12 protein-coding genes are annotated in these 15,657 nt (G+C 67.9%); 9 read left to right on the top strand and 3 right to left on the bottom strand.

Annotated features, from left to right (window positions below; genetic code table 11):
• Positions 1-14: 14 nt before the first annotated feature.
• On the bottom strand, positions 15-1,274 hold the full coding sequence (locus V5F66_RS19180; RefSeq protein ID WP_012114646.1) for an aspartate kinase: 1,260 nt from the start codon (positions 1,272-1,274) through the stop codon (positions 15-17).
• 433 nt (positions 1,275-1,707) lie between these two features.
• Here V5F66_RS19180 and V5F66_RS19185 point away from each other — a divergent pair, with 433 nt between their 5' ends.
• The 3 genes from V5F66_RS19185 to V5F66_RS19195 all read left to right on the top strand — a co-directional run bounded on the left by V5F66_RS19185 (position 1,708) and on the right by V5F66_RS19195 (position 5,035).
• Positions 1,708-2,130 (top strand): HIT domain-containing protein, encoded by a 423-nt coding sequence (locus tag V5F66_RS19185; protein ID WP_012114647.1) that lies wholly within the window; start codon positions 1,708-1,710, stop codon positions 2,128-2,130.
• Positions 2,131-2,298: 168 nt separating this feature from the next.
• The gene (gene nudC, locus V5F66_RS19190; protein ID WP_394001581.1) at positions 2,299-3,246 is read left to right on the top strand and encodes an NAD(+) diphosphatase; all 948 of its coding nucleotides are present in this window, start codon (positions 2,299-2,301) and stop codon (positions 3,244-3,246) included.
• Positions 3,239-5,035 carry a solute carrier family 23 protein gene (locus V5F66_RS19195; RefSeq protein ID WP_394094505.1) on the top strand — a complete coding sequence of 599 codons (1,797 nt, stop codon included), beginning with the start codon at positions 3,239-3,241 and terminating at the stop codon, positions 5,033-5,035. Before nudC ends, V5F66_RS19195 begins: the two co-directional genes overlap by 8 nt.
• 48 nt (positions 5,036-5,083) lie before the next feature.
• Here V5F66_RS19195 and V5F66_RS19200 read toward each other — a convergent pair whose 3' ends face one another.
• Together V5F66_RS19200 and V5F66_RS19205 are read right to left on the bottom strand one after the other, a co-directional pair.
• Positions 5,084-5,944 (bottom strand): prephenate dehydratase, encoded by an 861-nt coding sequence (locus tag V5F66_RS19200; RefSeq protein WP_394094506.1) that lies wholly within the window; start codon positions 5,942-5,944, stop codon positions 5,084-5,086.
• A 7-nt stretch (positions 5,945-5,951) separates the two neighbouring features.
• Positions 5,952-6,719: a 3-deoxy-manno-octulosonate cytidylyltransferase gene (locus V5F66_RS19205; RefSeq protein WP_394001587.1), complete on the bottom strand. Its 768-nt coding sequence runs from the start codon at positions 6,717-6,719 to the stop codon at positions 5,952-5,954.
• A gap of 226 nt (positions 6,720-6,945) precedes the next feature.
• On the opposite strand from V5F66_RS19205, the gene V5F66_RS19210 reads away from it, so the two are divergent.
• The 6 genes from V5F66_RS19210 (at position 6,946) to V5F66_RS19235 (ending at position 15,640) form a co-directional block, all read left to right on the top strand.
• Positions 6,946-7,491 (top strand): c-type cytochrome, encoded by a 546-nt coding sequence (locus V5F66_RS19210; protein ID WP_012114652.1) that lies wholly within the window; start codon positions 6,946-6,948, stop codon positions 7,489-7,491.
• Positions 7,492-7,770: 279 nt separating this feature from the next.
• Positions 7,771-9,699, top strand: a complete 1,929-nt coding sequence (locus V5F66_RS19215) for an extracellular solute-binding protein (protein ID WP_394094507.1) — start codon at positions 7,771-7,773, stop codon at positions 9,697-9,699.
• Positions 9,696-11,585, top strand: a complete 1,890-nt coding sequence (locus V5F66_RS19220) for an extracellular solute-binding protein (protein ID WP_394094508.1) — start codon at positions 9,696-9,698, stop codon at positions 11,583-11,585. The genes V5F66_RS19215 and V5F66_RS19220 overlap by 4 nt, the downstream gene beginning before the upstream one ends.
• 73 nt (positions 11,586-11,658) lie before the next feature.
• Positions 11,659-12,774 carry a microcin C ABC transporter permease YejB gene (locus tag V5F66_RS19225; RefSeq protein ID WP_394001595.1) on the top strand — a complete coding sequence of 372 codons (1,116 nt, stop codon included), beginning with the start codon at positions 11,659-11,661 and terminating at the stop codon, positions 12,772-12,774.
• Between the two features lie 2 nt (positions 12,775-12,776).
• Positions 12,777-13,985: an ABC transporter permease gene (locus tag V5F66_RS19230; protein WP_012114656.1), complete on the top strand. Its 1,209-nt coding sequence runs from the start codon at positions 12,777-12,779 to the stop codon at positions 13,983-13,985.
• Positions 13,986-13,996: 11 nt separating this feature from the next.
• Entirely contained in the window at positions 13,997-15,640 is a 1,644-nt protein-coding gene (locus V5F66_RS19235) for an ABC transporter ATP-binding protein (protein ID WP_012114657.1), read from the top strand.
• Positions 15,641-15,657: the final 17 nt, after the last annotated feature.

A 15,657-nucleotide genomic window follows, 5' to 3' on the forward strand; every position in this document is an offset into this window, starting at 1 on the left:
CGCAGGTTCGCCCATCAGCTGTCCAGCCCGTATAGCGAATGGAGAGTCCGAACCGCAAGTTCGGTATATGCCGCATCGATCAGGAACGAGATCTTGATCTCCGACGTGGTGATGGCCCGGATGTTGATTCCCTTGCCTGCCAGCGCCTGGAACGCCTGCGCCGCAACGCCGGCGTGGGAGCGCATGCCGATGCCGATGACCGACACCTTCGTCACGTCGGTGGCGCCTTCCACCACCTGGTGGGCGATGGTGTCCCGCGCCTTCTCGATCACCGCCTTGGCGCGCTCGAAATCGGCGGTGGGAACGGTGAAGGTGATGTCGGTGAAGCCATCCGCCGACACGTTCTGAACGATCATGTCCACATTGATGTGGGCATCGGCCAAAGGCCCGAACACCGCGGCGGCGATGCCCGGCTTGTCGGCGACCCGGCGGATGGAGACCTGGGCTTCGTCCTTGGAGAAGGCGATGCCGGTGACCACCTGCGATTCCATCTGGTTTGCCACGATCTCCTCCTCGTCGCAGATGAGCGTACCGGCCTTTTCCACGTTCGCCGTCTCGGGGGCGTCGGGATCCACAAGGCTCGAGCGCACGAAGGTGCGCACATTATGCACCATGGCAAGCTCCACCGAGCGCACCTGCAGCACCTTGGCACCGAGAGACGCCATTTCCAGCATCTCCTCGAAGGCGATGCGGTCGAGGCGGCGAGCCTTGGGCACCACGCGCGGGTCGGTGGTGTAGACCCCGTCCACGTCGGTGTAGATGTCGCAGCGCTCGGCCTTCAACGCCGCCGCCACCGCCACCGCCGAGGTGTCCGAGCCGCCCCGGCCGAGGGTGGTCAGGCGGCCGGTGGGCAGGTGAATGCCCTGGAAGCCGGCGATCACCGCCACCTGGCCGCCGTCGATGGCGGCGCCGAGCTTCTCGCTGTCGATGTCGAGGATGCGGGCGGAGCCGTGGGCATCGTCGGTGGAAATGGGCAGCTGCCAGCCCTGCCAGGAGCGGGCGGAGAGGCCCATTTCCTGGAGCACGATGGCCAGGAGCCCGCTCGTCACCTGCTCGCCCGAAGCCACCACCGCGTCATATTCGCGCGGGTCGTAGAGGGCGGAGGCATCCTTGCACCAGCCGACCAGTTCGTTGGTCTTGCCCGACATGGCGGAGACCACCACCGCGACCTGGTAGCCGGCCTCGACTTCGCGCTTCACATGACGCGCCACATTGCGGATGCGCTCGATATTGGCGACCGAGGTGCCGCCGAACTTCATCACCAGCCGAGCCATCGCTCGTGCCTTTCTTCGCCTGGAAAACGGATGGGAAACGTCTCTGGTGGCCCGCTGAGGTGGGCCGGGGTCAGGGACGCGTCATTTTCGCCGGCGCGCCGCACCGAGGCGCCCTGGGGCGCGCGGGTCGAGGCGGATCAAGTGGGCCGAGCGAAACATCCCGAAAGTCCTCCCGCGCGGGTTCGATCTTGAGGCGCGCGGTGTGATTGCGCGCCTCCATAGCGGCAAGTGCGGGCGGGGGCAACCATCCCTGATCGCCACGAGGGCCGTCAGCGCCAACGGCCCTCGCCGTCCGGCACCGAGCCCGGGGGCGTCAGCAGGGCCGTGACCTCTGGTCCGCCTTGGCGTGCGCTACAGGTAGCTGCAGGTAAAGGTCGTGGTTGTGCGGCTCCACGTCTCGCGTCATCAAGCTTGAACCCTGTGGAGTCATTTCATGAGCCAGAACCACGCCTTTCGCCTCGACCCTCGCCTGGAGGCCGACGGACCGGCAGTCGGCGACCTTCCCTTGTGTCATGTTCGTCTCGTCGACGATGCTCGCTTCTTCTGGGTGGTGATGGTGCCGCGCCGGGCCGACATGGTGGAGATCATTGACCTGCCATTTGCCGACCGGCTGCATCTCATTGAGGAGATCGCGGTCGTGTCGTCGGCGGTCAAGGCCAGCTCCGACTGTGCCAAGCTGAACGTGGCGGCGCTCGGCAACGTGGTGTCGCAGCTTCATCTGCACGTGGTCGGCCGCGAACCGGACGATGCCGCCTGGCCGGGGCCGGTGTTCGGCGCTGGCACCCGCGAGCCGCTTGCGGCGGCGGAGCGGGACAAGCGCCTCGCGGCCCTGCGCACCTGTCTCGCCATCCTGTAGAGCGCTCCGTGCCAGCCCGTCCGGTGGGTCTGCATCGACGGGGTGTTCCCATCTGGGGGGCCATGAGTGGTGCGACCTTGCCTCCGGGCCGTGCCCATGCGACGGTCCCTCAAGGTCGGCGGCAGCCCTGCCGGACTGTGTCGCCCACCCGGAATCCGTCGCCCACCAATGTCCGTCCTTTCCCGTCCTGATCTCGGCGCCTGGCCGGACCTCGGCTATGTTGGAAGCGTGCTCGACCGCGCCGCGCACCTGCGCCCCCATGCCTGCGATCCGTCCGGCGACCTGCTGTCCGATCCCGCCGCCGGCTTCTACCTGCTGGGTGGCGAACTGGTTGCGCTCAAGGGCGATGGACCGGTCTTCGATCCGCTGTTTTCCCGCGCCGAGGCGCAGGCTCAGGGACGGGGCGAGCCGCTCTTCCTCGGGCTTGAGGCGGGCGCGCCGCGCTTTGCGCTGGCTTTCGATCCCGGCCGGAGGGAAGAGCTGGAAGGGCAGGGGCTGAAGGTCACGGACCTGCGCTCCATCGCCGTGGGCGGGCTGGTGCTGCCGCGTCACCTTCCTCCCGTCGCCTGCGGCAAGGCGCTGTTCGGCTGGCACGGCCGGCACGGTTTCTGCGCCAATTGCGGCACCGCCTCGCGCATCCTGGACGGCGGCTGGCGGCGCGATTGCCCGTCCTGCGGCGCCCAGCATTTCCCGCGCACTGATCCGGTGGTGATCATGCTGACGGCGGCGGGCGACAAATGCCTCATGGGCCGCCAGCCGCATTTCGCGCCGGGCATGTGGTCCTGCCTTGCCGGCTTCGTGGAGCCGGGCGAGACCATCGAGGAGGCGGTGCGCCGTGAGACGCTGGAAGAGGCGGGCATCGCCACCGGCCGCGTCACCTACCGCTCCTGCCAGCCCTGGCCCTTCCCCATGTCGCTGATGATCGGGTGCCTGGCGCAGGCGACGAGCCATGACATCGTCATCGACCGCAACGAGCTGGAGGACGCCCGCTGGTTCGACCGGGACGAGGCCGCCCTGATGCTTGCGCGCACTCATCCCGATGGCCTGTTCGTGCCGCCGCCCATCGCCATCGCCCATCACCTCGTCCGGGCCTTCGTCGAAGGTATCGATGCTTGACGCCAAAGCGCGGTCACGGTCGCCGCGGTCCCATATCCGACGCGCGATCGAGCGCCTCTTTCCTGATCCGAGACGCGGCAGCCGCACCCTGCGTCGCCCGGCCTCCCTGGTCTACGGGCTCGACGACAAGGTGCCCCCGGTCGCGCTGGTGCCGCTTGCCGCCCAGCACGCCATGCTGGCGGTCACCTTCCTGATCTATCCGGTGCTGGCGGCCACCGAGGCGCGGCTGCCGGCGGACCAGATGTCCGCCATGCTCTCGGCCTGCGCCATGAGCATCGGCGTCGCCACCATCATCCAGTGCCTGCGCACGCGCTTCGGCTCGGGCTATCTCGCCGTGCACATCCCGGCGCCGGGGGCCATTCCGCTGGCCGCCCAGGCGCTGATGCTCGGCGGGCTCGGGCTGATGGCCATGACCACGCTGCTGGTGGGCATCTGCCAATTGTTCATGGCGCGCCTGGTGCGGCCGCTGCGGGTGCTGCTGCCGCCGGAAGTGTGCGGCGTGGCGGTGAGCATGCTCGGTGTGTCGCTGGCGGGGCCAGCCCTGCGCCGGGCGCTGGGGCTCGACCACGGGCCGCTGGTGGTGCAGAACGCCACCTTCTCCAGCCTCGCCACCGTGGGCATCATCGTCGCCATCACCGTGTTCGCCCCCCGTCGGCTGAAGCTGTTCGCGGTGTTTGCCGGCGCTGGCATCGGCTGGGTGCTGGCGCTGCTGCTCGGCGCGGGGCATCCGGAGGCGAACGCGGCCATCGCCGCCGCGCCCCTGGTCGCCTGGCCGACGCTGACGCTGCCCAGCCTCCAGTTCGCCCCGGCGCTGTTTCCGTTGATGGCGCTGCTGGTTATGATGAATCTCGTGGACGTGCTCTCGGTCACCGTCTCGCTGGAGAAGATGAACGATGCCGACTGGCGCCGCGCCGACATGCAGGCGGCCCAGAGGGCGGTGACTGCCTGCGGCATCGGCAACATCCTCAACGGGCTGACCTCCGGCTTCCAGTCGGGGCTGTCCTCCTCGTCGGTGGGGCTGGCCTTCGCCACCCAGTCCACGGCGCGCATCATCGGCATCCTCGCCGGTGCGATGATCTTCGCCATCGCCTTCCTGCCGAAGGCCATCGTGGCGCTCACCCTCATCCCCTCGCCGGTGATCGGCGGCATCCTGCTCTACACCTCGTCCTATCTGGTGGTTGCGGGCATGGATCTCGTCACCTCGCGCCGCCTCAGCGAGCGGCGGGTGTTCGTGGTGGGGCTGTCGGTGCTGGCGGGGCTGTCGGTGGCCCTCCTGCCGTTGCGAGACCAACTGCCGCTGGCGCTCCAGCCCCTGTTCTCCACGCCGCTGACGGTGGGGGCGCTCAGCGCCATCCTGCTGAACCTGCTGTTCCGCATCGGCATCGCCCGCGAGACCGGGGAGATCGTACCGGACGGGGCGCATGCCTTCCCATTCGCCCGCGACTTCCTGGAGCGGCAGGGCGATGTGTGGGGCGCCCGGCGCGACGTGATCGCCGCCGCCATCCCCACGGTGGCGCAGGCGCTGGAACTCGTCATCGACGCCGACATCGCCGAGGGGCCCATCGAGCTGCGCGCGCGCTTCGACGAGACCCATCTCGATGTCTATCTGATCTATGACGGCGAGGTGGTGGAGGCGCCCAAGGAGCGGCCCTCGCCCGAGGCGCTGCTGGGCGACGCGAAGGAACACGCCTCGTTCGCCGCCTGGATGCTCAAGCGCCTGTCCGACCACGTGCATTTCGGCCGCACCGGCGGCGGCAAGGCGCGCATCGCCCTGCGCTTCGATCACTGAACGGAGCGGCGCTCCGCCCGTTCAGAACGTCCGGATCAGACCGTCTCCTCAGAACGTTTCCTGCTCCGTCGCGAACTGCGCCCGGTAGGGATGGGCGGGGTAGACGCCGAGAATGCGCATCTCGCGGGAGAAGAAGGCGAGTTCCTCCAGCGCCAGCTTCACCGGCCGGTCGTCCGGGTGGCCGTCCACGTCGGCATAGAACTGGGTGGCGGTGAAGCGGCCGTCGAGCTGGTAGGATTCCAGCTTGGTCATGTTCACCCCGTTGGTGGCAAAGCCCCCCAGCGCCTTGTAGAGCGCCGCCGGCACGTTGCGCACCCGGAATACGAAGGTGGTGACCACCGGCCCGTTGCCCGCCGGAGTCCATTCGCCGCCCCGCGACAGGATGATGAAGCGCGTGGTGTTGTGGGCCTCGTCCTCGATGTTCTCGGCGAGGATGTCGAGCCCGTAGATGTCGGCCGCGAGGCGCGAGGCGATGGCGGCGCGGCTCACGTCGCCGGCTTCCGCGATCTCGCGGGCGGAGCCTGCGGTATCGGCGCCGATGACGGCGGTCAGGTTGAGGGTGCGGATGGCCTTGCGGCACTGGCCCAGCGCCATCACGTGGCTCTGCACGCTCTTCAGGGTGGAGAGGCTCGCCCCCTTCACCGCCATGAGCTGGTGCGACAGCGGCAGGAAGTGCTCGCCGATGATCGAGAGCGACGACTGGGGCATCAGGTGGTGGATGTCCGCAACCCGGCCCGCCACCGAATTCTCGATGGGAATCATGGCATAGGTGGCCGCGCCGCTCTCGACCCCGGCGAAGGCGTCCTCGAAGGTAGCGCAGGGCACCGCCTCGAAATCCGGAAACACCTCGCGGCAGGCGATGTGCGAATTGGCGCCCGGCTCGCCCTGGAAGGTGATGCGGCGGATCATGATGTCCTCATTTTTGTTCGGCGGCTTCGAGCGCGAGAATCGCGCGGGCGCGGTCGAGATGGGCCTGTGTGTCCACCCCCAGCGGCACCGCGTCCACCACCGCCACGTCGATGCGCATGCCGGCTTCCAGCGCGCGCAGCTGCTCCAGCTTCTCGCGCTGCTCCAGCATCGAGGGGGCGAGGGCGACGAATCGGGCAAGCGCCGGCCGGCGATAGGCATAGAGGCCGATGTGGTGGTAGAGAGGTCCGGCGCCAAAAGGCGCGGTAGCGCGGGTGAAATAGAGCGCGCGCAACAGGTTGTCGCCCAGGGGCGAGCCGACCACCTTGACCACGTTGGGGTCGGTGCGCTCGTCCTCCACCACGATCTCGGCGCAGAGCGTGGCGATGTCCACAGCCGGCTCAGCGAGGGGCGCGAGCGCGCTGCGGATGGTCTGCGGGGCGATGGTGGGCAGGTCGCCCTGCACGTTCACCACCACGTCCACGGCGCCGTCGGGGTCCAGCGCGCCCAGTGCCTCGAAGATCCGGTCGGAGCCGGAGGGATGGTCGGCGCGGGTCAGCACCGCCGTGACGCCGGCGGCCCGCACGGCGGCGGCGATCTCCTCGGAATCGGTGGCCACGGCCACCTGCCCGATGGCGGCTGCGGCGGCGCGCCGCGCCACCTCCACGATCATGGGGCGCCCGCCCACGTCGGCCAGCGGCTTGCCCGGCAGGCGAGTGGCCGCCATCCGCGCGGGGATCAGCACGAGCACGCGTTCGCTGGAAAGAGCGGGGAACATGGCGGCCGGCGGCTCCCTTCGGGCCGCGTCCGATGCGGGCGCGGGGAGTGGCATTGGGGCGCGCCTTATACGGGTTGCCTCGCTCACATCAAAGTGGTTAGTGTCGCCGGCGGTGCGCGGGGGTTCTTCGCGCGCCGCTCATCGACATGCTTGCACGCCCGGCCGGATCTTTCATCCCATGCGCCGCGGCAGCGAGGATCTAAGGGCTCCGAGGGGCGAAGCGCCGATGGACTTTTTTGAATTGAACAAGATTGCAGGTGCGGTTCTGGGCACCCTGGCGCTCACCCTCGGGCTGGGGATCGCGTCGCAGATCCTGTTCACGCCTGAGGCGCCCGCCAAGCCCGGCTTCGATATCGTCGTGCAGGAAGGCGCCGCCGGCGGTGCCGCCCCGGCCAAGGCCGCGGAAGTGCCGATCGAGCAGCTGTTCGCCACCGCCTCCGTCGAGAAGGGCGCGGCCGTCGCCAAGAAGTGCGCCGCCTGCCACAACTTCCAGGAAGGCGCCGGCGCCAAGGTGGGTCCGGACCTGTATGGCGTCGTGGGCCGCCCGGTGGCTTCCGCTGCGGGCTTTGCCTATTCGGCCGCCATGAAGGCGAAGGGTGGCGACTGGACGGCCCTTGCCCTCAACACCTTCCTGACCAGCCCGAAGACCGCGGTGCCCGGCACCGCCATGGCCTTCGCAGGCATCCCGAAGGAAGCCGAGCGGGCGGACCTCATCGCCTATCTCAACAGCCTCTCCCACGATCCCAAGCCGCTGCCGACCGCCGCGAAGTAGGATCGGGGCTGCGCCGCCCCCAGGGGCGGGCGTCATTCTCTTTCACGCCATTGTCATCCGGGCTGCCGGGTGCCGAAATGCCAAGGCCGATCCTTCGCGGGATCGGCCTTTTTGCATGTCTGGGCCCTTGAGGCCGCCTGCGGCGGGTGCCTGAAGGGGATGCGCCGGTTGCGCGGCCGCCATGTTTCTGCCGTCGCTCGCGGTGCCATAATCAGCTATTGCCGAGAGCGCTGAAGTCCCGCCCTGATTTGCGACCTGAGACCCGACCTGGAGAAACCGATGCGCCTGCCGTCCGTTCGCCGCCTCGCCGTCCTCGCAGCCGTGGCGTGGGCCGCGGCCGCCCCGGGTGGCCTCGCGCAGGCGCAGGTGGCTCCCGCTGCCGGGGAAAGCCCCGCACCGGCCGCCGCGCCGGTCTTCCGCCACGGCCTCTCCCTCATGGGACAGCCGAAATATCCCGCCGGCTTTCCCCATTTCGATTATGTGAATCCGGCGGCGCCCAAGGGCGGCCTGCTGCGCCTGGCCGAAGACGGCACCTTCGATACCTTCAACTTCGTGGTGCCGAGAGGCACGCCGGCGGCGGGCATCAATCTCATCTACGACACCCTCATGACCGCCGCCTATGACGAGGTGTCGACCGAATATGGCCTCATCGCCGAGGGCGCGAGCCATCCGGCTGATTTCTCCTCCGTCACCTACCGGCTGCGGGCCGATGCCAAATGGCATGACGGCACCCCGATCACCCCTGACGACGTGGTGTTCTCCTTCGAGGCGCTGACGAAGAACAACCCCAACCAGCGCTTCTATTACAGCCACGTGGCGAAGGCGGAGAAGACCGGCGAGCGGGACGTGACCTTCACCTTCGACCAGGCCGGCAACCGCGAGCTGCCGCAGATCGTGGGCCAGCTCACCATCCTGCCCAAGCACTGGTGGACGGGCACCGATGCCGCCGGCAAGCCGCGCGACATCACCCAGGGCTCGCTGGAGGTGCCGCTGGGCTCCGGCGCGTACAGGATCAAGAGCTTCGTGCCCAGTCGCTCCATCACCTACGAGCGGGTGAAGGATTATTGGGCCAAAGACCTCAACGTGAATGTGGGCAAGGATAATTTCGACGAGATCCGGTACGAGTATTTCCGCGACGACACGGTGATGCTGGAGGCCTTCAAGGCCGACACCTATGATTTCCGCACCGAATCCTCCGCCAAGAACTGGGCCACGGCCTATGATTTCCCGGCGCGGGCGGACGGGCGGGTGGTGCTCGAAATGTTCGAGAACCGCGCGTCCGGCATCATGCAGGCCTTCATCCCCAACCTGCGGCGCGACAAGTTCAAGGACCCGCGGGTGCGCCGCGCGCTGAACTATGCGCTGGATTTCGAGGGCATGAACCACACCCTCTTCTTCGGGCAGTACAAGCGCATCAATTCCTTCTTCTCCGGCACGGAGCTGGCATCCTCCGGCCTGCCGCAGGGCCGCGAGCTGGAAATCCTGAAGGGCGTGAAGGACCTGGTGCCTCCGCAGGTGTTCACCACCGCCTACACCAATCCCGAGAGCGGAACGGAGGACTTGCGGCGGAACAATCTGCGCGAGGCCTCCCGCCTGCTGAAGGATGCCGGCTACGAGATCAAGAACCGCAAGCTGGTGGACGCCAAGGGCGAGGCCTTCACGCTTGAACTGCTCATCTCCAGCCCGGCCATGGAGCGGGTGGCGGTGTTCTACAAGCCGGCGCTGGAGCGCCTCGGTATCACCGTCACCATCCGCCTCGTGGATTCCTCCCAGTACATCAACCGGGTGCGGGCGCGGGACTTCGACATGATCGTCTCCGGCTGGGGCCAGTCGCTGTCGCCGGGCAACGAGCAGCGTGAGTTCTGGGGCACGGAAGCCGCCGACCGGGAGGGTTCGCGGAACCTCGCCGGCATCCGCGACAAGGCGGTGGACACCCTGATCGAGAAGGTGATCTACGCCACCGACCGGGCCGACCTTGTGGCCGCCACCCACGCCCTCGACCGGGTGCTGCTGTGGAACGAATATGTCGTCCCCGCCTGGACGTTGAACTATACGCGCACAGCGCGATGGGACCGCTTCGCCCATCCGCCGACCCTGCCCACCTTTTCCTTCGCCTTCCCCGACATCTGGTGGTTCGATCCGGCCAAGGCGGCCAAGGTGAATGCGGTCGGCCCGGCGAGCGGAACCAACAGCGGGACCAGCAAATGAGCCTGTCGCGCCGCACGCTGCTTCTGTCCGCCGCCTCCGCCGTCACCCTTTTGCCGGCCATGGCGCGCGGGCAGGCGGCGCCGCAGGACGCTGCGGCGAACGAGGGGGCGGCCGCCTCCGCCGCGGTGGAGCGGCACGGCCTGTCCTTCTTCGGCGACCTGCGGTATCCGGCCGGCTTCACCCATTTCGACTATGTGGACCCGGACGCGCCCAAGGGCGGTCCCTTCTCCCAGATGGGCCGGGCGACCTTCTACAACCAGTCGCTCAACACCTTCGACACGCTGAACCCCTACAACCAGCGCGGCAACGGCGCCCAGGGCATCGAGCTGATCTACGATACGCTCATGACCGCCGCGGGCGACGAGAAGAGCGCCATGTACGGCCGCCTCGCCAGCTCGGTGGTGATCGCGGACGAGGGGCTCACCTACCGCTTCAAGCTGCGCCCGCAGGCGCGCTTCCATGACGGCACGCCGGTGATGGCGGCCGACGTGGTGGCCACCTTCGAGGCCTTCAAGGCCGACGCCTACGAGACCATCCGCATGGCCCTGCGTGATCTCACCGCCGTGGAGGCGGATGGGCCGGGCGAGGTGGTGATGCGCTTCCGCCCCGGCCGCGCCCGCGACGTCCCGCTCACCGCCGCCGGACTGCCGATCTTCTCTCGCGCCTTCCTGGCGAAGCACCCGTTCAACCAGTCCTCGCTGGAAGTACCGCTGGGCTCGGGGCCATATCGGGTGAAGAAGTTCGAGCAGGGCCGCTTCATCGAATATGAGCGGGTGCCCGACTATTGGGGCCGCGACCTGCCGGTGATGAAGGGCCGCTTCAACTTCGACACGGTGCGCTACGAATATTTCCGCGACCGGGTGGCGGGCCTGGAAGGCTTCAAGGCTAGGGCCTATCTGTTCCGCGAGGAGTTCACCGCTCGCGAATGGGCCACCGCCTATGATTTCGCCGCCGTGCGCGAGGGGCGGGTGAAGGTGGAGACCCTGCCGGACAATTCCTTCTCCGGCGTGCAGGGCTGGTTCTTCAACACCCGCCGCCCCAAGTTCTTCGACCGGCGCGTCCGCGAGGCCATCGGGATCCTGTTCGACTTCGACTGGACCCGCAAGAACCTGATGTACGACAGCTACACCCGCACCGTCTCCTTCTTCCAGAATTCGGAGATGATGGCGCAGGGGCTGCCCTCGCCCGCCGAACTGAAGCTCTTGGAGCCGTTCAGCGACCGCCTGCCGGAAGAGGTGTTCGGCGAGCCCTATGTGCCGCCGGTCTCCGACGGCACGGGGGAGGACCGCAACCTGCGCCGGCAGGCGCTGAACCTGCTGAAGGATGCCGGCTGGAGCGTGCAGCAGGGCAAGCTCGTGGACGCCAAGGGCGAGGCCTTCACCATCGAGTTCCTGGATGATGACGGCGGCATGGAGCGCCACACGGCGCGCTTCATCGGCCACCTGAAGAAAGTGGGCATCGACGCCACCTTCCGCATCGTGGACCCGGCCCAGTTCCAGCTGCGCCTGCAGGGCTTCGACTTCGACATGGTGGTGCGCCGCTATTCCTTCGCGCCCTATCCGGGGGACGAGCTGCGCGCCTATTTCTCCACCGAGGCGGCGCGCACCCGCGGCTCCTACAACGTGGCCGGCATCGCCGACCCGGCGGTGGACGGGCTCATCAACGCGGCGCTGGCCGCCCCGGACGCTGCCGCCCTAGTCGTCGCCTGCCAGGCGCTGGACCGGGTGCTCCGTGCCGGGCGCTACTGGATCCCCCAGTGGTATTCCGGCCAGCACCGCATCGCCTACTGGAACCAGTTCGCACGCCCTGCCACCAAGCCGCGCTACGACCTGGGCGCGCTCGACACCTGGTGGAGCACCGGCACGGAGCCGGCCAGAGGCGGGTGAAGTCCGCGCTTGAGGATCGACGGTTGACGGTGCGCCGGCTTGGCTGCACCGTCCGGCCGGATCGGGAGACGTGATGCTCGCTTATATCATCCGCCGCATAGCCCTGATGGTGCCGACCATTCTCGGCATCATGCTGGTGTCGTTCGTGGTCATCCAGTTCGCCCCCGGCGGCCCGGTGGAGCGGGTGATCGCCCAGCTCACCGGCGACGACGTGTCCGCCACCTCCCGCGTTTCCGGCGGCGGCGGCGACTTCTCGGGCGCCGGGGCAGCTGCGCAGGCCGGCGCGGCCATGGATGCAGCCGGCTCGAAATATCGCGGCGCGCAGGGGCTGGACCCAGCCTTCGTCAAGCAGCTCGAAAAGCAGTTCGGCTTCGACAAGCCGGCTCACGAGCGCTTCTGGAAGATGATTACGGATTACGCCACTTTCGATTTCGGCCGCTCCTATTTCCGCGACATCACGGTGCTGCAGCTGATCGGGGAGAAGATGCCCGTCTCCATCTCGCTCGGCCTTTGGATGACGCTGCTCACCTATCTCATCTCCATTCCGCTCGGCATCTCCAAGGCCATGCGCGACGGCTCGCGCTTCGACATGTGGACCTCGGCGGTGATCATCGTCGGCTATGCCATTCCCTCCTTCCTGTTCGCCATCCTGCTGATCATCCTGTTCGCCGGCGGCTCGTTCCTCGACCTGTTCCCGCTGCGCGGGCTGACATCGGAGAACTTCTGGCAGATGAGCTGGCCGGAGCGGATCGCCGACTATGCCTGGCACCTTGTGCTGCCGCTGACCTCCATGGTGCTCGGCGCCTTCGCCACCATGACCCTGCTCACCAAGAATTCGTTCCTGGAGGAGATCCGCAAGCAGTATGTCACCACCGCGCGGATGAAGGGGTTGAGCGAGCGGCGGGTGCTCTACGGCCATGTGTTCAGGAACGCCATGCTGATCGTGATCGCCGGCTTTCCCAGCGCCTTCATCGCCGCCTTCTTCTCCGGCTCGCTGCTGATCGAGACCATCTTCTCCCTGGACGGCCTGGGCCTGCTGGGGTTCGAGAGCGTGCTCAACCGCGACTACCCGGTGGTGTTCGCCACCCTCTACATCTTCTCGCTGGCGGGGCTCATCGTCGGCCTGATCTCGGACCTCACCTACATGCTGGTCGATCCGCGCATCGACTTCGAGACGCGGGAGGTCTGAGAATGGACGCAGTCCCCGTGCTCCAGCCGGGCGAGCCCACCGACGTGCCCGCCGCTCGCGACGCGCCGCACGGCCAGCTCCAGCCGCCGGGCGCGGCCAAGCCGCGCGGCCGCTTCGATCTTTCGCCCCTCAATCGCAGGCGGCTCGCCAATTTCCGCGCCAACCGGCGGGGCTACTGGTCGTTCATGGTGTTCATGGTGCTGTTCGTCATCAGCCTGTGCGCCGAATTCATCGCCAACGACAAGCCGATCCTCGTCTCCTACGACGGGGGCTATTATTTCCCGGTGGTGCGCGCCTATCCGGAGACCGCCTTCGGCGGCGACTTTGAGACCGATGCGGACTATCGCGATCCTTTCCTGCAGAAGCTGATCGCCGAAAAGGGCGGCTGGATGGTGTGGCCGCCGATCCGCTTCTCCTACTCGACCCACAATCTGGACCTGCCCACGCCCGCGCCCTCGCCGCCCACCTGGATGCTCACGGAAGCCCAGTGCAAGGCGGTTGCGGACAAGAAGGGGGTGAGCGGCTGCTCGGGCCTTGAATACAATTGGCTCGGCACCGACGACCAGGGCCGCGACGTGGTGGCCCGCCTGATCTACGGCTTCCGCATCTCGGTGCTGTTCGGGCTCGCGCTCACCATCATCTCGTCGGTGATCGGGGTGGCGGCCGGCGCGGTGCAGGGCTATTTCGGTGGCTGGATAGACCTGCTGTTCCAACGCTTCATCGAGATCTGGACAGCCATCCCCTCCCTCTACCTGCTGCTCATCATCTCCTCGGTGCTGGTGCCGGGCTTCTGGGTGCTGCTGGGCATCCTGCTGCTGTTCTCGTGGGTGTCGCTGGTGGGGCTGGTGCGGGCGGAATTCCTGCGCGCCCGCAACTTCGAATATGTGCAGGCGGCCCGCGCGCTGGGCGTGGGCAACCTCACCATCATGACGCGGCACATGCTGCCCAACGCCATGGTGGCGACGCTGACCATGCTGCCCTTCATCCTCTCTTCCTCGGTGATGACGCTGACGGCGCTGGACTTCCTCGGCTTCGGCCTGCCCCCCGGCTCGCCCTCGCTGGGCGAGCTTCTGTCCCAGGGCAAGAACAACATCCAGGCGCCCTGGCTGGGCCTCACCGGCTTCTTCACGGTGGCGGTGATGCTGAGCCTGCTCATCTTCGTGGGCGAGGCGGTGCGCGACGCCTTCGACCCGCGCAAGACCTTCTCGTGAGGGACGGACCCATGACCCAGCCCCTCCTCTCCGTCGAAGACCTCTCCGTCGCCTTCCGCCGGGTCGATGATCCCAGCGGCACCGGGCAGGCGCTGGCGGTGAAGCATGTGTCGTTCGACCTCGCCAAGGGGGAGACGCTGGCGCTGGTGGGCGAATCCGGCTCCGGCAAGTCGGTCACCGCGCTCTCCATCCTGAAGCTGCTGAACTATCCGGCCGCCAGCCACCCGTCGGGCCGCATCCTGTTCGAGGGGCGCGACCTGCTCACGGTTCCCGAGCGCGAGCTGCGGGGGGTGCGGGGCAACAAGATCACCATGGTGTTCCAGGAGCCCATGAGTTCCCTGAACCCGCTTCACACCATCGAGCAGCAGGTGGTGGAAATGCTGACCCTCCACCGCGGCATGGGCACCGCCGCCGCGCGCGCCCGCACGCTGGAGCTTCTGGGCGAGGTGGGCATCCCCAAGCCGGAGGAGCGGCTTTCCGCCTATCCGCACCAATTGTCCGGCGGCCAGCGCCAGCGGGTGATGATCGCCATGGCGCTCGCCAACGAACCGGACCTGCTCATCGCCGACGAGCCCACCACCGCCCTCGATGTGACCGTGCAGGCGCAGATCCTGAAGCTCTTGAAGGAGCTTCAGGCCCGCCTAGGCATGGCCATGCTGTTCATCACCCACGACCTCAACATCGTGCGCAAGATCGCCGATCGGGTGTGCGTGATGCAGCGGGGCGAGATCGTGGAGCAGGGCGGGGCGGAGGAAACCTTCCTCCATCCGCGCCACCCCTACACCCAGGCGCTGCTGAAGGCCGAGCCGAAGCCCGATCCTGCCCCCGTCGTCCCCGACGCGCCCATCGTGGTGGAAACCACCGACCTCAAGGTGCACTTCCCCATCAAGCGCGGCATCCTGCGCAAGACCGTGGGCTACGTGAAGGCGGTGGACGGCGTTTCCGTCGCCATCCGCCGGGGCGAGACGCTGGGGGTGGTGGGGGAATCCGGCTCCGGCAAGACCACGCTGGGCCTTGCCCTGCTGCGCCTCATCTCCAGCCAGGGGCCGGTGGCCTTCCTCGGCCAGCGCATCGACGGCCTGTCCTTCAAGGCCATGCGGCCGCTGCGGTCTGACATGCAGATCGTGTTCCAGGACCCCTATGGGGCGCTCTCCCCGCGCATGTCGGTGAGCGATATCGTGGGGGAGGGGCTGCTGGTCCACCAGCGCGGCCTGTCCGCCGAGGCGCGGGAGGCACGGGTGGTGGCGGCGCTGGAAGACGTGGGCCTCGATCCGGAGAGCCGGCACCGGTACCCGCACGAGTTCTCCGGCGGCCAGCGCCAGCGCATCTCGATTGCCCGCGCCATGGCTTTGGAGCCCTCCTTCGTGGTGCTGGACGAGCCCACCAGCGCCCTCGACATGATCGTGCAGGCACAGATCGTCGACCTGCTGCGCGCGCTCCAGCGCAAGCGCGACCTCACCTTCATGTTCATCTCCCACGATTTGCGGGTGGTCTCGGCGCTGGCGAGCCGCATCCTCGTCATGCGCGACGGCAAGATGGTGGAGGAGGGCGAGGCGCGCGCCGTGTTCGAGCAGCCGAAGGAGGCCTATACGCGGGCCCTGTTCGCCGCCGCCTTCAATCTGGAGATCGCCGGCCAGGGCGTGGTCCGCCAATGACGGGGCGAGAGCCGAAC

The sequence above is a fragment of the Xanthobacter versatilis genome (genome assembly GCF_043193975.1).
GTDB lineage: Bacteria > Pseudomonadota > Alphaproteobacteria > Rhizobiales > Xanthobacteraceae > Xanthobacter > Xanthobacter autotrophicus_E.